Source organism: Citrobacter sp. R56 (assembly GCF_016811995.1).
Taxonomy (GTDB): domain Bacteria; phylum Pseudomonadota; class Gammaproteobacteria; order Enterobacterales; family Enterobacteriaceae; genus Citrobacter_D; species Citrobacter_D enshiensis.
The window spans coordinates 3,003,623-3,023,519 of record NZ_CP069159.1; the positions used below are offsets into that span (position 1 = coordinate 3,003,623).

A 19,897-nucleotide genomic window follows, 5' to 3' on the forward strand; every position below is an offset into this window, starting at 1 on the left:
ATTTTTTGAACACAATGATGCCTGAGATCAATAATTCACCATAAATTAACAAAATTTACATTGTATCTATAACCTTCATCTTGCCTGTGCTGAACGCCCGGTGAGATTGCGATACAATTTTTGCCCAGATCTCTGTAGAATCCCTGCCCTGACCACTCCAATAACTGAACAATTTTTAAGCTATGAGCAAAGTAACCCACCAGCCGAAAATCGGCTTCGTATCCCTTGGCTGCCCGAAAAACCTCGTCGATTCGGAGCGAATCCTGACTGAACTGCGTACCGAAGGCTATGACGTGGTGCCAAGCTACGACGACGCCGATATGGTTATCGTCAATACCTGCGGCTTTATCGACAGCGCCGTACAAGAATCACTGGAAGCGATCGGTGAAGCGCTGAACGAAAACGGCAAGGTGATTGTCACCGGCTGTCTGGGTGCGAAAGTCGATCAGATCCGCGAAGTTCACCCGAAAGTGCTGGAGATCACCGGACCTCATAGCTATGAGCAAGTGCTGGAACATGTTCACCACTATGTACCCAAACCGAAACACAATCCGTTCCTGAGCCTCGTACCGGAACAGGGCGTCAAACTGACCCCGCGTCATTATGCTTACCTGAAAATTTCTGAAGGCTGCAACCATCGCTGTACGTTCTGCATCATCCCGTCTATGCGTGGCGATCTGGTAAGCCGCCCGATTGGCGAGGTGCTGAGCGAGGCGAAACGTCTGGTCGATGCGGGCGTCAAAGAGATCCTCGTTATCTCCCAGGACACCTCCGCCTACGGCGTAGACGTGAAGCACCGCACCGGTTTCCACAATGGCGCGCCGGTCAAAACCAGCATGGTTGATCTGTGTGAAGAACTGTCAAAACTGGGTATCTGGACGCGTCTGCACTATGTCTACCCGTACCCACACGTGGATGACGTTATCCCACTGATGGCGGAAGGCAAAATCCTGCCTTACCTCGATATCCCGCTGCAGCACGCCAGCCCGCGCATTCTCAAGTTGATGAAGCGCCCTGGGTCTGTGGACCGCCAGCTGGCGCGCATCAAACAGTGGCGCGAAATCTGCCCGGAGCTGACCCTGCGTTCTACTTTCATCGTTGGCTTCCCTGGCGAAACGGAAGAAGACTTCCAGATGCTACTCGACTTCCTGAAAGAAGCGCGTCTGGACAGGGTTGGCTGCTTCAAGTACAGCCCGGTTGAAGGTGCGGGTGCCAATGAACTGCCGGATCAGGTGCCGGAAGAAGTAAAAGAAGAGCGCTGGAACCGCTTTATGCAGCTGCAACAGCAAATTTCTGCTGAACGCCTGCAGGAAAAAGTGGGCCGCGAAATTATGGTCATCGTGGATGAAGTCGACGAAGAAGGCGCAATTGGCCGCAGCATGGCCGATGCCCCGGAAATCGACGGCGCGGTTTACCTGAACGGTGAAACAAACGTGAAACCCGGCGATATCGTGCGCGTGAAAGTAGAGAACGCCGACGAATACGATCTGTGGGGTAGCCGCGTTTAACCCTTTGCGCCGCCTACAAAGCGGCGTGTACTGAGGATAAGCGGGCTCACCGCTCCCGAAGAAAGCCAGGTTTTAATGCCTGGCTTTTTTCATGCTGAGATGAAAAAGCCCGCACAGAGCGGGCTTCCGTCGTAAAGTAGGTATTGTGCGATCAATGTTTGTCAGACAGAACCAGACCTAGCTGATGTGACATATGTAGCTCATTTCGCTCCACAATTTCTTCAACCACCTTACCTTCATTGTTAAAGCGAAAATACGTCAGGCTTGTCCAGGTCACTTCCTTGCCCTCTACGTTAAACCCTTTCCAGGTGTTTGAGCCTTTTGCTACATGTGTTAGCGCTACGACGACCTGGTCGCCATCAACAATCTCTTTCTGAAAAGTCGTCACAATACTGTCGTACAGATCCGTGACATTTTGCGCAATCCCTTTTTAAAGACTTCCAGACCCACTAAAGGAGCAGGACAATCCGGGCGGTGGATCACCACATCTTCTGTGAAAAATTCACTGACACGCTCTACATCCTTCCCATCAACGCAGTATTTAAAATACGCTTTCACTACTTCGATATTCGTCATCATTAACCACCGTTATTTTAAGTATTCATAGCAGGAAAATACGCTACTCCAGCATACCAGGCTAAGACAAAAAATGAATGTAAGTGAATGTAAAATAAAAGAAATATGTCAGATGCTTAACATGCCACGCTGATTCTACTCATTGCATCGTCACACTTTCTCCTGGCATCTCAAAGACCTTTATTGTGATAATTCCCCTGCTCTCTATTTTGGACAGCTATGTGCCAGAAGCGGACGTTAATGCTTTGAGTGAATATGGAGAAAATGAGAGTCTTCACCTGTTGTCGTGGCTGTTATAGGATTTTGCTGTTTACCTAACAACAGGAGGAAACCACTTGAATAATGCTGCTGTTGTCATCAGAGATTACGCTTCTGCTTTTCCTGACCCTATACCTTTCGAATCCGCATCAAAAAATACACTTGGCGTACGATCTCGCACGGATGGGTTTCGAACCCCTTATAGATAAATTCAGTGCTGTCGGCAGATAGTCGTACGGGCTCAGGTCGGCTTTCGACCAAGCTGTACCGGGGCGGTTCAGCTCAGAATCGGGATGAGATAAGGGATCAAGTTTCGGTTCCAATACCATTTTGGCTACCCCATATGGCGGGTGAAATGGTCAGTTCCAGTATTCGTATTTCGCCGTCATCACGGCTTTATGTTTGTCCACATACTGTTTACCCGTCCGATCGACTGGGACGATCATGATATCCATATTGGCGCGTATGCATTCTCTATGCGAGTTCCACTCCTCGCACGTGGTCAGTTTTTTTTCGATGGTGAAATACGTCTGGGTCTTGCTCAGGGACAGCTCACGGCCCTCGTTATCATAGGCATACTCTTCTATGGTTGAGGGGGACTGGGTTTTGATCAGGCGATGATTGCCATCATAGCTGTATACAATCGTATTGTTGTCTATCGCCAAACTTCCTTTGTTTACCGCCCTTGCCAGCAACCCTGATGAATTGAAAACGTAGTCTATTGTGCCCACGGTGGTTTTGTCTTTATCTCCTGCTTTTGTGGCCGCGATAATCGAACGATTAACCGCGTGGCTGATAAATCCTTTATTGTTAAGCTGGTACATTCCCTCCAGTGTCTGCCGATATAGTTGTGTGGTCTTCTGACTGTTGTTATCGACTATGACCCCGTTTGCATCCAACTGGATGCGCCAGCCAAATTCCGTTCTATTCAGTTTAATTTCATTGGTAGCCGTGAAAACTGTTTTCGGGCCTGTTGAGGTTTTGACCTCTTTTATACTGCTGCCAATTAGCTCACCGCATTGACTGAAGTTGCTTTGAGCCGATGCGTGGAGATACCCATCAGGACTATCAATAGTGATTTCAACCGATTTGGGGATTTCTGTTCTTGTCTGCTGGCTCAGGAGGATGAAGTTGTTCAGTTTGTTTTTAGCGAAGGTTTCCGCTGTGCATTGTGCTGCATAAGTCTGGAATGTGCAGAGGGACAAGAGAGTAATAAACAGGTTTTTATTATTGAATGGCATTATTTGTTGTCCTCAGGAACCGATCAGTTATCTGAATGAACCATTTAGCTTGCCAGGAAAAGGGCTTTTTCTATGGCTCAGTTGAAATCGGGGATCGCCTCATCTGTATGTAGTGGCACAATAAACTGTGACTTTTGGCCCAACAATCGGCACGTCTCCCCAACCCGGGTGAAACAATGCGCGATTCCAGTCCGACTTGAGACGACTACGTCGTTGAAGGCGCTCACCATTACATGCAGCTGCGCCAATTGAAGAAAAGTTAATAAAAAAACTTAACGGCATTCCTTCTTTTTGTGCACGTTGCAATTGCCTGGATATTCAGGCTTGGTTACGTTGGCGAAGTTTTTGTTTCATTGGCTGCTCGTCTGGTTTTACTCACTTGTCAATCAATGGCTTCACTGTAATCTGGCGACATGCTTTGTACAAGAAGGTCCGCACTTCGCTCTGCGCAAACCTCTTGACGCTTTAGGCGGTCCGATTCTTGCCAGAAGCGGACAAGACATACACTATAACCTTCTTATTGATGAGTGAATGAGTTAGTCCAATTGACGTAATACTATTGACAAAATAGTGCGCTCTCTTAAGGTTGTTATCGCTCTATAAATCGAAAAAGTAAGATAGATAAGTAATGGTTTTTCAATCAGCCAATTTTCCAAAAGGGGCGACTGCAAATTTTTTTAACATTCCAATATCTGACCTGGTTGTTGCCATAATTTTTGACTATTTCATCGGAGTTTACTGACGTATCAGGAACGAAGTCCGCGGGCACCTGGACAACCTTGCTTCCCGAGGCTATATAGTAATATTTGCCAGCCTCTGGAATGAGTGAGGAGTGAGTACTTTGAATGAATCTTCCAGAGTTTTTGAGCTGCGACACAGAGTACAGGACATCTGGTTTTACCTTACTTATCACTATGTTCCCTTTAGCTTGAAAAACATTTGAGTCAAGTTCATAGCGGTCAGACATATCGTAGCAATTATCTTTGCTGTTCAGGGTGTAAGAACCCAGATAGATGGTTCCTACATTTCCTTCACGGTTAAGAACATACAACGTTGCAGCATCACTTCCATTGTAATTATCGTAATCAAGAGGTAATACTCTAGCACACCCTGTAAGCCCAACAGAGATAATTAATAAGGTTAGGGTTCTATTCAATTGACATGTTCCTCAACATGGGGGATGGCGAAAAATACTGTGTAAAGTATTAAAAATCGCAACTTCATAATCCCTTCTATACGAATTCCTGAGAATTATTTCTCTTCTCATTAGTTATCGGCTTTTATCGATGGAACTTTAGTGACCCAGGGGATTTTTATATAGATGCCAAGCATATGCGCATAATGACAGATTTGTCATGCACCAGAACTGATAATAGTTGGACTATAATCGTCATATGTAACCAGTTGTCACCTCCTTACTGGTGGGATGAAGTCTGTCAGACACAGCAGGTTGACGGACCACCGACCGGAACGGGTGTTAGGCCGGAGTAGACCAGTTTCATGAATTAATTTTCGATTCATCAAACCGGGTACAAGTCATTTATTCCGTCCCTATCAATTCAGGTGGCTAAAATTTTTTTGCCGTTAGCTCATAAATGGGGCGTTTTTGCGGGGGGGGGGTTAGCTCGAAGAAAATGCCTATCGGCTCAGAACTGCCTACACAATTCTGTTAAGAAAGATATTCTGACCCTGGTTCGCGTTGATCATGTAAAGAAAGCGTCACCGTTGCGTTTTCTTACTGATTACCTATATATGTAATTAACTAATGGTCATTCTGGCTACTCAAGGGTTCTTTAAAGAATCAACTGATGTGCCACAAATAATGCCGCATTCGACTACATTGGAATGTAATTCACAATAGGGAGTTGACCAGAGAATGATGACAGTACGAAAGGCACATCTGGAAGATGCAGCATTATTAAGTCAAATGGGTTATTCCAGCTACACTCACCACTTTGCCCACCTGTGGCATGAACACAATGAATTGCAGGCTTTTCTCTTTCAGGAGTACTCTCTTCCCGCATTGCAGAAGGAACTACAGAACAAAGCCAGTTGCTGGTTTATCGCAGAAGAGACTGCTCCGGTCGGATTCGCCAAAGTATCCTGGCACTGCCCCGTGGATGAAAACGGCCCGACAGGTACATTGCTGCATAAACTCTATCTGTTACCTGGTGAAACTGGCAAAGGCTACGGTGAGACTCTGCTTGCAGAAATAGTGCGTATGGCGCAATGCCGTGGTGAAACCTTTTTCTGGCTGGAAGTTTTAGATGCTAACCCGCGGGCGTACCGCTTTTACACCCGCCAGGGGTTAACACATATCAAAGATACAACGTTCAGCACCTCAACCCAGCAAAGCACATTGCATATCCTGGGTAAACGTATCTGAGGGATCTCCTTACCGTTAAATTCGGCCCGACGCCCCTACCCTTTAATCTTCGGATCCAGCGCGTCGCGCAGTCCATCGCCCAGCAGGTTAAACGCCAGCACCGTCAGGAAAATCGCGACCGCCGGGAACAACGCCACGTGCGGCGCAATCACCATATCCGCCCGCGCTTCATTGAGCATTGCCCCCCATTCCGGCGTCGGCGGCTGTGCGCCTAATCCGAGAAAAGACAAACTGGCCGCCGAGATAATCGAGGTGCCGATACGCATGGTAAAAAAGACCACAATCGAAGAGACCGTTCCTGGAAGGATATGGTTGAAAAGAATGGTGGCATCACTGGCGCCAATACTGCGCGCCGACTCAATAAACGTTTGCTGTTTTAACACCAGAGTATTCGCCCGCACCAGACGGGCAAACGCAGGAATGGAGAAGATCGCCACGGCGATAATCACATTGGCAATGCCGCTGCCCAGCACCGCCACCACCGCAATCGCCAGCAGAATGCCCGGAAAAGCAAACAGCACATCGCAGATACGCATGATCATTCTGTCCCACCAGCCCTCGTAGTAGCCCGCCAGTAAACCAAAGACCGTACCTATCGCCGCACCAATAAACACCGCAAATACCCCCGCCGCCAGGGAGATTTGCGCCCCAACCAGCACGCGACTGAAAATATCCCTACCCAGCGAATCGACGCCAAACCAGTGCAGCATGGAAGGTCCGTCATTAAGGCGGTCGTAATCGAAGTAATTTTCCGCATCGAACGGCGTTAATCCACGGGCAAAGATCGCCACCAGGATCAACATCAGCACAAATACACCGGCGATCATGGCCACACGCTGACGACGAAAACGCCGCCAGAACTCATGCCACGGGGTGCGAACCCTGTCCGGTTTCACCAGAGGCATGGCATTTAAAATCGCCTGACGGCGCCAGTTGAACAGTCGCATCCTTACTTGTACCTGATAGCCGGATTAATGGCAGCGTAGAGCACATCCACCACTAAATTGATAAGAATAAATTCCAGAGAAAACAGCAGGATCTCTGCCTGGATTACCGGATAGTCGCGCATTTCCACCGAGTCCACCAGCAGACGGCCAAGCCCCGGCCAGTTAAACACTTTCTCGACGACAATAGAGCCACCCAGCAAAAAGCCAAACTGTAGCCCCATCATGGTGACAACCGGGATCATGGCGTTACGCAGACCGTGTTTTAGCACAACCCAGGTTTCGCTCACCCCTTTCGCGCGGGCGGTACGCATGTAATCTTCACTGAGCACATCGACAAACGACGCGCGAGTGAAGCGCGCCATCACTGAGGCCACCGCCGCGCCAAGCGTGACAGACGGCAAAATGTAGTGCAGCCAGGTGTCTGCGCCGACCGTTGGCAACCAGCCCAGTTCGACGGAAAAGACCTGCATTAACAGCATGCCGAGCGCAAACGCCGGGAAAGAGATCCCCGTGACTGCCAGCGTCATGCTCACTCTGTCCGGCCAACGGTTACGCCAGACAGCGGCAATAATCCCGGCCGTCATCCCAAACATGACAGCCCAAACCATGCTGGTGATGGTCAGCCAAAACGTCGGCATAAAGCGGCTGGCAATCTCTTCTGAGACCGGGCGGCGGGAAACCATCGACGTCCCAAAGTCTCCCTGGAGAACGTGGGTGATGTAATGCCAGAACTGAACATGCAGCGGTTGATCAAGGCCAAGCTGCTGGCGCACCAGTTCAATCACCTGCGCATCGGCCTCCGGTCCGGCAATCAGCCGTGCCGGATCGCCGGGTAACAGATGGACAAATAAAAACACCAGCACCGCGACAATCAACAGGGTTGGAATTAACCCCAGCAGACGCTTGAGAACATAACTAAACATCAGACTCCCTGCGTCTGCCCCTGAACGTCAGGGGCAGAATATATGGCTTACTTCAAATCCGCATCTTCAAAACTGAAACCCGTGTCCGGCATGATCCAGAAACCGGTCAAATTTTTACTGTGTGCCGAAACCAGTTTTTCGACAACCAACGGCACCCACGGGGACTCTTTCCAGATGATGTCCTGCGCCTCTTTGTAGAGGCGCGCTTTCTCCGTCGGGTCATTGGTTTTCAACGCGTCCGCCAGATCGCTGTCGACCTGCTTATTGCTGTAGAACGCGGTATTAAACAGCGTTGGCGGCCAGTTTTGCGAAGCGAACAGCGGCGACAGCGCCCAATCGGCTTCACCCGTGGAGGCGGTCCAGCCGGTGTAGAACAGTCTTACCCCGCTCTCTTTCTGCCCTTTACCTTCCACTTCCGCCGCGCGCTGCCCAGCATCCATCGCCGTCACCTGCGCTTTAATGCCGACCTGCGCCAGCTGTTGCTGGGTAAACTGCAGCACTTTTTGCGCGGTACTGTGGTTATGCGATGACCACAACGTGGTGCTAAAACCATTCGGATAACCCGCTTCTTTTAACAGTTCGCGCGCTTTTGCCGGGTCGTACGGCCACGGCGTATAGCTTTGCGCAAACGCAATCGCCGGCGGCAGCACACCGGTGGCAGGCGTCGCATAACCGGCAAACGCCACTTTCACCAGCGCCTGACGATTAATGGCGTAGTTGAGCGCTTCGCGCACTTTGGCATTATCAAACGGTTTCTGCGTAACATTCATGCTGATGTAACGCTGCATAATAGAGGGACTGGCGACCAACTCCAGGTTTTTGTTTTTTTCCAGCAGAGCGGCCTGCTCGTATGGGATTGGGAAAGCGAATTGCGCCTCGCCCGTTTGCAGCATGGCCGAGCGCGTGTTGTTGTCCGCCACTGGCCGCCAGGTGATGCTGTCTAACTTCGGTAACCCTTGCTGCCAGTAACCGGCGAATTTCTTCACTTTGACGAAATCAGTCTGGTTCCAGGTATCCAGTTCATACGGGCCAGTACCGACCGGATGGAATCCAATCTCGTTACCGTATTTTTCCAGCGCCTTCGGAGAGATCATCGCCGTCGCCGGATGCGCCAGGATATTGATGAATGCAGAAAACGGTTGTTTCAGCGTGATGTTCACCGTTGCGGGATCCACCACCTCTGTTTTCGCGATGTTCTTGTACAGGTTATAGCGTTTGAGATGGCTTTCCGGATTGCTTGCCCTGTCCAGATTGGCTTTTACCGCCGCCGCATTAAAGTCGGTACCGTCCTGAAACTTGACTCCCTGACGCAGCTTCACGGTGTAGATCAAACCGTCGTCGGACACACTGTAGCTTTCTGCCAGCACATTTTTAAGTTTCATATCCTTATCAAGGCCAAACAGTCCCTGATAAAACGACTTCGCCACCGCCTGCGATAAGGTGTCATTCGCGTCATACGGGTCGAGCGTCGTGAAATTGGAGCCGACCGCCACCACAACATCTTTCGCCGCAAACGCAGGCGACGCTGTCAACGCCGAGGCAACGCCTGCTGCAACCAGCCAATTACGGGCAACAAATTTTGTCATATTATTCTCCTGAAACCCTGTGTGTCTGAATGTTATAAACGCGAAAGCGCATTTTCCGGCTGCACACGCGCAACGTAATGACCCGGCCCAACCAGCTGCAATGACACGGGCGTAATCTGCTCCCCACGCTTACGAATATTGCTGGGGATATCATCAGACAGCAGCACACGCTGTGGCCGATGTCGGGAAGGATCGGCCACCGGGACGGCCGCCATCAACTTCCGGGTATAGGGGTGTTGCGGATTCTCAAACAGGGCGCGGCGAGGGCCAATTTCCACGATTTGCCCCAGGTACATCACCGCTACGCGATGGCTGATTCGCTCAACCACCGCCATATCGTGGGAGATAAACAGATAAGCGATCCCCATCTCCCGCTGGAGATCGAGCAACAAATTGATGATCTGCCCGCGAATAGAGACATCCAGCGCCGAGACGGCCTCATCGGCGATGATCACTTTTGGATTGAGCGCCAGCGCGCGGGCAATGCAGATCCGCTGGCGCTGTCCCCCGGAAAACTCGTGCGGATAACGCCAGGCATGTTCCGGGCGCAAACCGACACGTTCAAGCAGCCAGGCCACCCGTGACGCTGCCGCATCGCCCTTTAGCACGCCATGAACACGCAGCGGCTCCATAATGGAGTATCCCACCGTCTGGCGAGGATCCAGCGAGGCATAAGGATCCTGAAAAATGAACTGGATATCCCGGCGCAGCGGCTGCAATTTGCCCGCCGGAAGCGTGTCAATACGCTGACCGTTGAAGGTAATTTCGCCGCGTTGCGATTCCACCAGCCGCAACAGCGCGCGTCCGGTCGTGGATTTGCCGCAGCCGGACTCCCCCACCAGCGAAAGCGTCTCCCCCGGCCAGAGATCAAAGCTGATATTTTCTACGGCATGGACTTCCCGGGTCACCCGGTTAAAGATGCCGCTTCGCAACGGAAAACGCGTCACCAGATTACGCACCTGCAAGATAGGTTCGCCTGCGACGACCGTATCCTGCGCTGTCTGCGGTTCGCGTTGTAGTGGTTCGCCTGGTGAAATAAGCGGGAAACGACGCGGAAACGCTTGTCCGCTCATCGCCCCCAGTTGCGGTACTGCCGCCAGTAACGCTTTGGTATACGGGTGTTGCGGCGCATGAAAAATCTGCTCAACGCTGCCGGTTTCCACGGCCTCGCCCTGATACATCACCAGCACCCGATCGGCGACGTCAGCCACCACGCCCATATCATGGGTGATAAAAATCACCCCCATCGACATATCCTGCTGTAACACTTTGATCAATTGCAGGATCTGCGCCTGAATCGTGACGTCCAGGGCCGTCGTCGGCTCATCCGCAATCAACACGGCCGGGCGACACGACAGCGCCATCGCGATCATCACACGCTGGCGCATACCACCGGAAAGCTGGTGCGGATAACGGGATAAAATGGCGTTTGCCTCGGGGATACGCACCTGGTCGAGCATCCGTTTGGCTTCCGCCATCGCCTCTTCGCGACTGGCGCCCTGATGCAAACGGATCGACTCGGCGATTTGCTCCCCCACCGTAAACACCGGGTTGAGCGAGGTCATCGGCTCCTGAAAGATCATGGCGATATCCGCACCGCGCACGCTCTGCATCTGAGACGCGTTTTGCTCACCCAGCTCAATCACCTGACGATTACGGCGACGCAGGAGCATTTCATCACACTGAATCTCTCCCCCGGCCTGCTCAATCAGGCGCATCAACGACAGCGCGGTGACCGATTTCCCCGACCCCGACTCGCCGACAATCGCCAGCGTCTCTCCACGCTTGAGGCGAAACGAAAGATTGCGCACCGCGCTAACGCGTTGCTGCTCTTGTGAAAACGCAATATTCAGATTGCTGACGGCCAGTACATCGCTGGCGTCCAGTTCATCACTGTGTGGCAACGGTGTCCCCTTTTTCCCGGTAGATCCCCGTGGTTGGTGTATCCCCGGCATATCCCCAGGCACGATACATGCCTTCGCAGTTAAACGGCAGGGCGACATTTCCTTCATGATCGATGGCGATTAATCCGCCGCTACCGCCCAGCGCCGGTAATTTTTCCATCACCACCCGCTCGCAGGCGTCGGCAAGGCTGAGTCCGCCGTAATCCATCAGCGCCGCAATATCGTAGGCCGCCAGCGTGCGGATAAACACCTCACCGGTTCCCGTACAGGACACCGCGACGCTGGCATTATTGGCATAGCACCCCGCGCCCACCAGGGGGCTGTCGCCGACGCGTCCAGGCAATTTATTGGTCATGCCGCCGGTTGACGTCGCCGCCGCCAGATTGCCGTATTGATCCAGTGCAACTGCACCGACAGTGCCCATTTTTTTCATTTCATCCAGCGGCGCGCCGCTGTGGTCGAGCGCCGTTTCGCCTGCGGCACGTGCCGCCAGCAACTGTTCGTAACGTTGGGGAGTCGAAAAAATATCGGGTGAAACACGGGCCATTCCCTGCGAAAACGCAAAATTTTCCGCCCCTTCACCGACCATCATGACATGCGGGCTATGCTCCATCACCAACCTGGCGGCAAGCACCGGATTACGCAACTGGCTCACCCCGGCGACGGCACCGGCTTTTAGCGTGTTGCCATCCATGACGCAGGCATCCAGTTCGTGGGTTTCATCCCGGGTAAACACCGCGCCAATACCGGCATTAAATAAAGGGCACTCTTCGAGCAAGCGCACCGCTTCCGTCACCACATCAAGCGCGTTTTCCCCCGCTTCGAGCATCCTTTGCCCTGCTTCAACAATATCGGACAGCGCCCGGATGTAGCGCTGCTCTTGCTCCTGGCTCAATTGCGCGCGGGAAATGGCGCCTGCGCCGCCGTGAATCGCAATGACTGCTTTGCCCATTTTTGTCGTCCATTAACGGTGGCACACACTTTTGCTATAAATATCAGAATTATTGTGAATTCTTCATTCGATTTTTGAATATAGAAAGATGCAAGCAGCATGTAAAGGTTAAGCCCGAGGTGGCATACAGTCTGCTGGCATTTTCTGACATAATAGACGGATTCGAATTTGCCCCGCAGGAGTATTTCCATGGAATTTACCGCCGGATTAATGCCGCTTGAATCGGCACTCACGCAAATGTTATCGCGCATTACCCCTCTTACTGCTGTCGAAACGCTGCCGCTGGTTCAGTGTTTTGGTCGCATTTTGGCAAACGACGTTGTCTCTCCCCTCGATGTGCCGGGGTTTGATAACTCGGCGATGGACGGCTATGCGGTTCGTTTAGGCGATCTGGACTCCGGTAAGCCTCTTCCTGTGGCCGGTAAAGCCTTTGCCGGGCAGCCTTTTCAGGGTGAATGGCCTGCACATACCTGTATCCGTATTATGACCGGTGCTCCCGTCCCGGCAGGCTGCGAAGCGGTGGTAATGCAGGAACAAACGGAACAAACGGACGAAGGTGTGCGCTTTACGGCGGAAGTCCGCGCCGGGCAAAACATTCGCCATCGCGGAGAAGATATTACCGCTGGCGCCACTGTGTTCCCGGCGGGAACGCGCCTGACCACTGCAGAACTGCCGGTACTGGCCTCGCTGGGCATCGCAGACGTTCCGGTGGTACGTAAAGTGCGCGTGGCGCTGTTCTCGACAGGTGATGAACTGCAACTGCCGGGTCAGCCGCTGAGCGACGGGCAAATTTATGACACCAACCGTTTAACGGTGCATCTGATGCTGGAACAGCTCGGTTGCGACGTTATCAACTTAGGCATTATCCGCGACGACCCGCACGCCTTACGCGCCGCATTTGTGGAAGCGGACAGCCAGTCAGATGTGGTGATAAGCTCCGGCGGCGTCTCCGTCGGCGAAGCGGACTACACCAAAACGATTCTGGAAGAGCTGGGCGAAATTACGTTCTGGAAGCTGGCCATTAAGCCCGGTAAACCGTTCGCCTTTGGCAAACTCAACAACAGCTGGTTCTGCGGTCTGCCGGGCAACCCGGTCTCCGCCGCGCTGACCTTTTATCAACTTGTTCAGCCACTGCTGGCCAAACTCAGCGGCAATACCGCTGGCGGACTGCCCGCGCGCCAGCGGGTGCGCACCGCCTCTCGTCTGAAGAAAACCCCCGGGCGTCTCGATTTTCAGCGCGGCGTGCTACAGCGTACCGCCGAGGGTGAACTGGAAGTCACCACCACCGGACATCAGGGTTCGCATATTTTCAGCTCCTTTAGCATGGGGAACTGCTTTATTGTGCTGGAGCGCGATCGCGGCAATGTTGAAGCGGGCGAATGGGTGGAAGTCGAGCCGTTTAACGCGCTGTTTGGAGGTCTGTAATGGCTGAACTCAGCGACCAGGAGATGATGCGCTACAACCGGCAAATCATTCTGCGTGGCTTCGATTTTGACGGGCAAGAAGCCTTAAAAGCGGCGCGCGTGCTGGTGGTCGGGCTGGGTGGACTGGGATGTGCGGCCTCGCAATATCTGGCAAGCGCGGGGGTTGGCAATCTGACGCTGCTCGATTTTGATACGGTGTCAGTCTCCAATTTGCAGCGTCAGACGCTGCACAGTGACGCGACGGTCGGGCAACCCAAAGTCGAATCCGCCCGTGACGCGCTGATGCGTATTAATCCGCATATCATTATCTCCCCGGTTAACGCCCTGCTGGAGGATGAAGCCCTCCATGCGCTGATCGCTGAGCATGACCTGGTGCTGGACTGTACCGATAATGTCACGGTGCGTAACCAGCTCAACGCGGGTTGCTTCGCCGCAAAAGTGCCGCTGGTTTCCGGCGCGGCCATCCGCATGGAAGGCCAAATTACCGTCTTCACCTGGCAGGACGGTGAACCTTGCTATCGCTGTCTGAGCCGTTTGTTCGGCGAGAACGCATTGACCTGCGTGGAGGCAGGCGTTATGGCGCCGCTGATTGGCGTGATTGGCTCGTTGCAGGCCATGGAGGCGATTAAATTACTGGCGCAGTACGGAAAGCCTGCCTCTGGCAAAATCGTCATGTATGACGCCATGACCTGCCAGTTCCGCGAAATGAAGTTGATGCGCAATCCGGGCTGTGAGGTGTGCGGGAAGTAAACAAGACCGGGTGAGCATAACGCCCACCCGGTATCTGAACTTACAGAGACGTCCGCCCAAAGGCTCCCTGCCAGTCGTGCTCAAATTTCTTCACCGCAGCATCCACCGCCGGCGAGCTGATCAACTGCTGGGCGACATCCAGTGGAAGAGTAATAGACTCACACCCTACCAACAGGCAATCCAGCGCCTGACGCGGCGTTTTGAAGCTGGCCGCCAGGACTTTAGCGTGCGGCGCATGCATGTGCAGCAGTTGCTGAAGTTCATTGACCGTCTGAATACCATCACCGCCCTGCGCATCGAGACGGTTCACGTACGGCGCAACGTAATCCGCTCCAGCCAGCGCTGCCAGCAGCCCTTGCGCAGCGCTGTAAACCGCCGTCCCCAGCGTTGGAATACCTTCGGATTTCAGCAATTTAATGGCGGCCAGACCTTCTGAGGTAACCGGGATCTTCACCACGATGTCAGGGATAATCGCCCGCAGTTGGCGCGCATCGCTGACCATTCCTTCTGCCGTGGTGGCCATCACCTGGGCAAACAAACGTCCTTTACCGCCCATCGCTTCATATAACTCAGGCAATAACACGTCCAGCGACGTTTTACCTGCGGCCACAATGCTGGGGTTGGTGGTGACACCCGCCAGCGGAAAAACGCGCGCCAGGGCTTTCACGGCATCGACATCAGAAGTGTCCAGATAGAGTTCCATAATCATTCCTCAAACTGTGAGATTTAGCATGGATTCACGATACCACGGCAAAACTGCTCGGTTAGTTGACTTGCGTCAATATAACTTTCATTCGAAAGTAATTTAATCTTTATACGAAACAAGAGGGCCGTTTTATGATTTTCAACATTCAGCGCTATTCCACTCACGATGGCCCAGGTATACGAACCGTGGTGTTCCTCAAAGGCTGCTCCCTGAGCTGCCGCTGGTGCCAGAACCCGGAGAGCCGCGCGCGTACGCAGGATCTTTTATACGATGCGCGTTTGTGCCTGGAAGGGTGCGATCTCTGCGCTCAGGCAGCCCCAGGTGTGTGCGAGCGTACGCTGAATGGCCTGCTGATCCACCGTGAGAAACTGAACGACGCCCATATCAATGCGCTCACCGACTGCTGTCCGACACAGGCGTTAACCGTGTGCGGCGAGATGAAAAGCGAGGAAGAGATCATGGCCACCGTGTTGCGCGATAAACCCTTTTACGATCGCAGCGGCGGTGGAATTACCCTCTCCGGCGGCGAACCGTTTATGCAGCCGGAACTGGCGGCCGCGCTTTTCAAAGCCAGCCATGATGCAGGCATTCATACTGCCGTTGAAACCTGCCTGCATGTGCCCTGGAAATACATTGCGCCCTCGTTACCGAATATCGATCTGTTTCTGGCAGACCTGAAGCATGTTGCCGACGCGCCGTTCAAACAATGGACCGATGGCAACGCCGCCCGGGTGCTGGAAAATCTGAAAAAAGTGGCTGCCGCAGGGAAAAAAATCATTATTCGCGTGCCGCTGATTCAGGGCTTTAATGCCGATGAAGAGGCGATAAAAGCCATTACCGATTTTGCCGCCGACGAACTGCACGTCGGTGAAATCCATTTTCTGCCCTACCACACGCTGGGCATCAACAAATACCACTTACTCAGTCAACCCTACAACGCCCCAGACAAACCGCTTGATGCGCCTGCGCTGCTCGACTTTGCGCAACAGTACGCCAGCACGAAAGGTTTGACCGCGACTTTACGAGGATAATTCCCATGACCACACTGAAACTGGATACACTCAGCGACCGCATCAAGGCACACAAAACTGCGCTGATCCATATTGTGAAACCGCCGGTATGTACCGAACGCGCCCAGCACTACACCGAGATGTACCAGCAGCATTTGAATAAGCCTATCCCGGTTCGTCGTGCTCTGGCGCTGGCGCATCATCTGGCGGAACGTACCATCTGGATCAAACACGACGAGCTGATCATCGGCAACCAGGCAAGTGAAGTCCGCGCTGCGCCTATCTTCCCGGAATACACCGTCTCGTGGATTGAAAAAGAGATCGATGACCTCGCCGATCGTCCGGGTGCGGGTTTTGCGGTCAGCGAAGAGAACAAACGCGTGCTGCATGAAGTCTGCCCCTGGTGGCGCGGACAGACCGTTCAGGATCGCTGCTACGGCATGTTTACCGATGAGCAAAAAGGTCTGCTGGAAACGGGGATCATCAAGGCCGAAGGCAACATGACCTCCGGCGATGCGCATCTGGCGGTCAACTTCCCGTTGGTGCTGGAAAAAGGGCTCGATGGCCTGCGCCACAAAGTCGACGAACGTCGTTCCCGCATTAACCTCACCTGTCTGGAAGATCTGCACGGCGATCAGTTCCTCAAAGCAATTGATATCGTTCTCGACGCGGTGAGTCTGCACATCGAGCGCTTTGCCGACCTGGCGCGCGAAATGGCGGCCACCGAAACGCGCGAAAGCCGCCGCGACGAACTGCTGGCCATGGCGGAAAACTGCGATGTGATCGCTCACGAACCACCAAAAACCTTCTGGCAGGCGTTGCAACTGTGCTACTTCATCCAGCTCATTCTGCAAATTGAGTCTAACGGCCACTCCGTCTCGTTCGGTCGTATGGACCAGTACCTCTATCCGTACTACCGTCGCGACGTCGAGCTGAACCAGACGCTGGATCGCGAGCACGCCATTGAGTTGCTGCACAGCTGCTGGCTGAAACTGCTGGAAGTGAACAAAATCCGCTCTGGCTCCCACTCCAAAGCGTCTGCCGGTAGCCCGCTGTATCAGAACGTCACCATTGGCGGTCAAAATCTGGTTAACGACCAGCCGATGGATGCGGTTAACCCGCTCTCTTATGCCATTCTGGAATCCTGTGGTCGTCTGCGTTCAACGCAGCCAAACCTCAGCGTGCGCTACCACGCCGGGATGAGCAATGACTTCCTCGACGCCTGCGTACAGGTGATTCGCTGTGGTTTTGGGATGCCGGCCTTTAACAACGACGAAATCGTTATTCCGGAATTTATTAAACTCGGTATCGACCCGCAGGACGCCTACGACTACGCGGCAATCGGCTGCATCGAAACCGCCGTTGGCGGCAAATGGGGTTACCGCTGCACCGGGATGAGCTTTATTAACTTTGCGCGCGTGATGCTGGCGGCGCTGGAAGGCGGTCGTGACGCCACCAGCGGGAAAGTCTTCCTGCCGCAGGAAAAAGCGCTCTCTGCCGGTAACTTCAACAATTTCGACGAAGTGATGGAAGCCTGGGATACCCAGATCCGCTACTACACCCGTAAATCGATCGAAATTGAGTATGTGGTCGATACCATGCTGGAAGAGAACGTACATGACATTCTCTGTTCGGCGCTGGTCGATGACTGCATCGAGCGGGCGAAAAGCATCAAGCAAGGCGGCGCGAAGTATGACTGGGTTTCGGGTCTGCAGGTGGGTATCGCCAACCTGGGCAACAGCCTGGCCGCAGTGAAAAAACTGGTCTTTGACCAGGGTGCGATTGGTCAACAACAGCTGGCGGCGGCACTGGCTGACGATTTCGAGGGGCTGACCCACGAACAGTTGCGTCAGCGTCTGATCAACGGCGCGCCGAAGTACGGTAATGATGATGATAGCGTCGATACTCTGCTGGCCCGTGCTTACCAGACCTATATCGACGAACTGAAACAGTACCATAACCCGCGTTACGGTCGTGGCCCGACGGGCGGCAACTACTACGCCGGTACGTCGTCTATTTCTGCCAACGTGCCTTTTGGCGCCGCGACGATGGCAACGCCGGATGGCCGCAAAGCCCACACGCCGCTGGCGGAAGGTGCAAGCCCCTCTTCCGGGACTGACCACCTTGGCCCCACGGCGGTGATTGGCTCCGTCGGCAAACTGCCGACCGGCTCCATTCTTGGTGGTGTGCTGCTTAACCAGAAGTTGAATCCAGCCACCCTGGAAAACGAGTCCGACAAGCAGAAGCTGATGATCCTGCTGCGCACCTTCTTTGAAGAGCACAAAGGCTGGCATATTCAGTACAACATCGTTTCGCGTGAAACCTTGCTGGAAGCGAAAAAGCACCCGGACCAGTATCGCGACCTGGTCGTGCGTGTAGCAGGCTATTCCGCCTTCTTCACCGCGCTCTCTCCGGATGCCCAGGACGATATCATCGCCCGTACTGAACATATGCTGTAAACAGACGATGGCATAAAAGTTGTTGGCCGGATTAGGCGTTCACGCCGACATCCGGCAGCCACTCCTCACGATTGCCGGATGGCGCTGACGCTTATCCGGCCTACAGCGTCTGTACCCCCTCCCACTTTCATTCGAAATTAAATTTGTGCTTCAGGTCACATTGTTATTAGAATGTTGCTAGTCGCAGTAATATTCTGGAGAGCAATGTATGACCGTAAAAGTTATCGTCACCGATATGGACGGGACTTTTCTCGACGACGCCAAGCAGTACGATCATGCGCGTTTTATGGCGCAGTATCAGGAACTGAAAAAACGCGATATTGAATTTGTCGTCGCCAGCGGCAATCAGTATTACCAACTCATCTCCTTCTTCCCCGAACTCAAAGATGAAATCTCTTTTGTCGCCGAAAACGGTGCGCTGGTTTTTGAGCATGGCAAACAGCTGTTTCACGGCGAATTGACCCGCCATGAGTCGCGCATCGTGATTGGTGAATTGTTAAAAGATAAACAGCTCAATTTCGTCGCCTGTGGTTTGCAAAGCGCGTACATCAGCGAAAACGCCCCCGACGCCTTTGTGGCGCTGATGTCAAAACACTATCACCGCCTGAAACCGGTGAAGGATTATCACGATATCGACGACGTGCTGTTTAAATTCTCACTGAATTTACCGGATCAGCAGATCCCTATGATGATCGACACGCTGCATACCGCGCTGGACGGTATTATGAAACCGGTCACCAGCGGATTCGGCTTTATTGATCTGATCATTCCGGGTCTGCATAAAGCCAACGGCATTAGCCGCCTGTTAAAACGCTGGAATTTGTCACCGCAAAATGTGGTCGCCATCGGTGACAGCGGCAACGACGCGGAAATGCTGAAAATGGCGCGCTACTCCTTCGCCATGAAGAATGCCGCAGACAGCATCAAAGCCCTCTCTCGCTATGCCACTGACGATAATAATCACCAGGGCGCGTTGAATGTTATTCAGGCCGTACTGGATAAAACCGCCCCGTTCAATGAATGAATCAGCAATCTGGAGCGTTGTGATTTAATGCCGGTTGGTTCAGCACTGACCAACCAAAAAGCAATAAGGCATTTACCCTGCAGATTCAACATGCTGGTTTTGCGAAGGGTTCCGTTCACTTTATGTTCCTCGCTTCTCTGGCATTTTCATGTCCCGTGAACGGGTTAAGGGAGCTATCGCTGCTCCCTTAACAATCCCGGCTCCCGGCAGGAAAATTGCCGCTTCGCGGTGTACCTCCGCTTA

General features: G+C 53.0%; 17 protein-coding genes. 7 read left to right on the top strand and 10 right to left on the bottom strand.

From position 1 onward, the window contains the following. Positions 1 to 182: 182 nt before the first annotated feature. The gene (gene rimO / locus JM656_RS14270) at positions 183 to 1,508 is read left to right on the top strand and encodes a 30S ribosomal protein S12 methylthiotransferase RimO (protein ID WP_203358359.1); all 1,326 of its coding nucleotides are present in this window, start codon (positions 183 to 185) and stop codon (positions 1,506 to 1,508) included. A gap of 151 nt (positions 1,509 to 1,659) precedes the next feature. Here the strand turns inward: rimO and JM656_RS14275 are convergent, their stop codons facing one another. From JM656_RS14275 to JM656_RS14290, 4 genes are all read right to left on the bottom strand, one after another. Further along, positions 1,660 to 1,896 (bottom strand): ester cyclase, encoded by a 237-nt coding sequence (locus JM656_RS14275; RefSeq protein WP_203358360.1) that lies wholly within the window; start codon positions 1,894 to 1,896, stop codon positions 1,660 to 1,662. After that, positions 1,893 to 2,087, bottom strand: a complete 195-nt coding sequence (locus tag JM656_RS14280; RefSeq protein WP_203358361.1) for a nuclear transport factor 2 family protein — start codon at positions 2,085 to 2,087, stop codon at positions 1,893 to 1,895. Before JM656_RS14280 ends, JM656_RS14275 begins: the two co-directional genes overlap by 4 nt. Before the next feature lie 614 nt (positions 2,088 to 2,701). Next, positions 2,702 to 3,583 carry a hypothetical protein gene (locus JM656_RS14285; RefSeq protein ID WP_203358362.1) on the bottom strand — a complete coding sequence of 294 codons (882 nt, stop codon included), beginning with the start codon at positions 3,581 to 3,583 and terminating at the stop codon, positions 2,702 to 2,704. Positions 3,584 to 4,223: 640 nt separating this feature from the next. Further along, the gene (locus JM656_RS14290; protein WP_203358363.1) at positions 4,224 to 4,739 is read right to left on the bottom strand and encodes a hypothetical protein; all 516 of its coding nucleotides are present in this window, start codon (positions 4,737 to 4,739) and stop codon (positions 4,224 to 4,226) included. A 720-nt stretch (positions 4,740 to 5,459) separates the two neighbouring features. On the opposite strand from JM656_RS14290, the gene JM656_RS14295 reads away from it, so the two are divergent. Continuing rightward, entirely contained in the window at positions 5,460 to 5,969 is a 510-nt protein-coding gene (locus JM656_RS14295; RefSeq protein ID WP_203358364.1) for a GNAT family N-acetyltransferase, read from the top strand. Between the two features lie 35 nt (positions 5,970 to 6,004). Here JM656_RS14295 and gsiD read toward each other — a convergent pair whose 3' ends face one another. From gsiD to iaaA, 5 genes are read right to left on the bottom strand one after another with little or no spacing between them, the layout of a single operon-like run. After that, positions 6,005 to 6,916, bottom strand: a complete 912-nt coding sequence (gene gsiD, locus JM656_RS14300; RefSeq protein ID WP_203358365.1) for a glutathione ABC transporter permease GsiD — start codon at positions 6,914 to 6,916, stop codon at positions 6,005 to 6,007. A 2-nt stretch (positions 6,917 to 6,918) separates the two neighbouring features. Then, complete coding sequence (gene gsiC, locus JM656_RS14305; RefSeq protein ID WP_192611691.1) at positions 6,919 to 7,839, bottom strand: glutathione ABC transporter permease GsiC; 921 nt, start codon at positions 7,837 to 7,839, stop codon at positions 6,919 to 6,921. A 47-nt stretch (positions 7,840 to 7,886) separates the two neighbouring features. Further along, on the bottom strand, positions 7,887 to 9,425 hold the full coding sequence (gene gsiB / locus JM656_RS14310; protein WP_203358366.1) for a glutathione ABC transporter substrate-binding protein GsiB: 1,539 nt from the start codon (positions 9,423 to 9,425) through the stop codon (positions 7,887 to 7,889). A 32-nt stretch (positions 9,426 to 9,457) separates the two neighbouring features. Further along, positions 9,458 to 11,329 carry a glutathione ABC transporter ATP-binding protein GsiA gene (gene gsiA / locus JM656_RS14315; RefSeq protein ID WP_203358367.1) on the bottom strand — a complete coding sequence of 624 codons (1,872 nt, stop codon included), beginning with the start codon at positions 11,327 to 11,329 and terminating at the stop codon, positions 9,458 to 9,460. Then, a complete protein-coding gene (gene iaaA, locus JM656_RS14320; RefSeq protein ID WP_203358368.1) occupies positions 11,316 to 12,281 on the bottom strand; it encodes a beta-aspartyl-peptidase in 966 nt (321 codons plus the stop codon). The genes gsiA and iaaA overlap by 14 nt, the downstream gene beginning before the upstream one ends. A gap of 189 nt (positions 12,282 to 12,470) precedes the next feature. Between iaaA and moeA the strand changes: the two genes are divergently transcribed. Beyond that, positions 12,471 to 13,706 carry a molybdopterin molybdotransferase MoeA gene (gene moeA / locus JM656_RS14325; protein ID WP_203358369.1) on the top strand — a complete coding sequence of 412 codons (1,236 nt, stop codon included), beginning with the start codon at positions 12,471 to 12,473 and terminating at the stop codon, positions 13,704 to 13,706. Beyond that, on the top strand, positions 13,706 to 14,455 hold the full coding sequence (moeB, locus tag JM656_RS14330) for a molybdopterin-synthase adenylyltransferase MoeB (protein ID WP_203358370.1): 750 nt from the start codon (positions 13,706 to 13,708) through the stop codon (positions 14,453 to 14,455). Before moeA ends, moeB begins: the two co-directional genes overlap by 1 nt. Before the next feature lie 40 nt (positions 14,456 to 14,495). Here the strand turns inward: moeB and fsa are convergent, their stop codons facing one another. Next, on the bottom strand, positions 14,496 to 15,158 hold the full coding sequence (gene fsa / locus JM656_RS14335) for a fructose-6-phosphate aldolase (protein WP_203358371.1): 663 nt from the start codon (positions 15,156 to 15,158) through the stop codon (positions 14,496 to 14,498). Between the two features lie 134 nt (positions 15,159 to 15,292). On the opposite strand from fsa, the gene JM656_RS14340 reads away from it, so the two are divergent. From JM656_RS14340 to JM656_RS14350, 3 genes are all read left to right on the top strand, one after another. Then, a complete protein-coding gene (locus JM656_RS14340; protein ID WP_203358372.1) occupies positions 15,293 to 16,192 on the top strand; it encodes a glycyl-radical enzyme activating protein in 900 nt (299 codons plus the stop codon). 5 nt (positions 16,193 to 16,197) lie between these two features. Then, positions 16,198 to 18,630 (top strand): glycyl radical protein, encoded by a 2,433-nt coding sequence (locus JM656_RS14345; protein WP_203358373.1) that lies wholly within the window; start codon positions 16,198 to 16,200, stop codon positions 18,628 to 18,630. 208 nt (positions 18,631 to 18,838) lie between these two features. Beyond that, entirely contained in the window at positions 18,839 to 19,654 is an 816-nt protein-coding gene (locus tag JM656_RS14350; protein ID WP_203358374.1) for a Cof-type HAD-IIB family hydrolase, read from the top strand. The last annotated feature ends 243 nt before the right edge of the window (positions 19,655 to 19,897 follow it).

Bases quoted from the DNA above. Each gene is read 5' to 3' on its own strand.
- rimO (WP_203358359.1), top strand. From the start codon at position 183: ATGAGCAAAGTAACCCACCAGCCGAAAATCGGCTTCGTATCCCTTGGC.
- JM656_RS14280 (WP_203358361.1), bottom strand. From the start codon at position 2,087: ATGATGACGAATATCGAAGTAGTGAAAGCGTATTTTAAATACTGCGTT.
- JM656_RS14285 (WP_203358362.1), bottom strand. From the start codon at position 3,583: ATGCCATTCAATAATAAAAACCTGTTTATTACTCTCTTGTCCCTCTGC.
- JM656_RS14295 (WP_203358364.1), top strand. From the start codon at position 5,460: ATGATGACAGTACGAAAGGCACATCTGGAAGATGCAGCATTATTAAGT.
- gsiD (WP_203358365.1), bottom strand. From the start codon at position 6,916: ATGCGACTGTTCAACTGGCGCCGTCAGGCGATTTTAAATGCCATGCCT.
- gsiC (WP_192611691.1), bottom strand. From the start codon at position 7,839: ATGTTTAGTTATGTTCTCAAGCGTCTGCTGGGGTTAATTCCAACCCTG.
- gsiB (WP_203358366.1), bottom strand. From the start codon at position 9,425: ATGACAAAATTTGTTGCCCGTAATTGGCTGGTTGCAGCAGGCGTTGCC.
- iaaA (WP_203358368.1), bottom strand. From the start codon at position 12,281: ATGGGCAAAGCAGTCATTGCGATTCACGGCGGCGCAGGCGCCATTTCC.
- moeA (WP_203358369.1), top strand. From the start codon at position 12,471: ATGGAATTTACCGCCGGATTAATGCCGCTTGAATCGGCACTCACGCAA.
- moeB (WP_203358370.1), top strand. From the start codon at position 13,706: ATGGCTGAACTCAGCGACCAGGAGATGATGCGCTACAACCGGCAAATC.
- fsa (WP_203358371.1), bottom strand. From the start codon at position 15,158: ATGGAACTCTATCTGGACACTTCTGATGTCGATGCCGTGAAAGCCCTG.
- JM656_RS14340 (WP_203358372.1), top strand. From the start codon at position 15,293: ATGATTTTCAACATTCAGCGCTATTCCACTCACGATGGCCCAGGTATA.
- JM656_RS14345 (WP_203358373.1), top strand. From the start codon at position 16,198: ATGACCACACTGAAACTGGATACACTCAGCGACCGCATCAAGGCACAC.
- JM656_RS14350 (WP_203358374.1), top strand. From the start codon at position 18,839: ATGACCGTAAAAGTTATCGTCACCGATATGGACGGGACTTTTCTCGAC.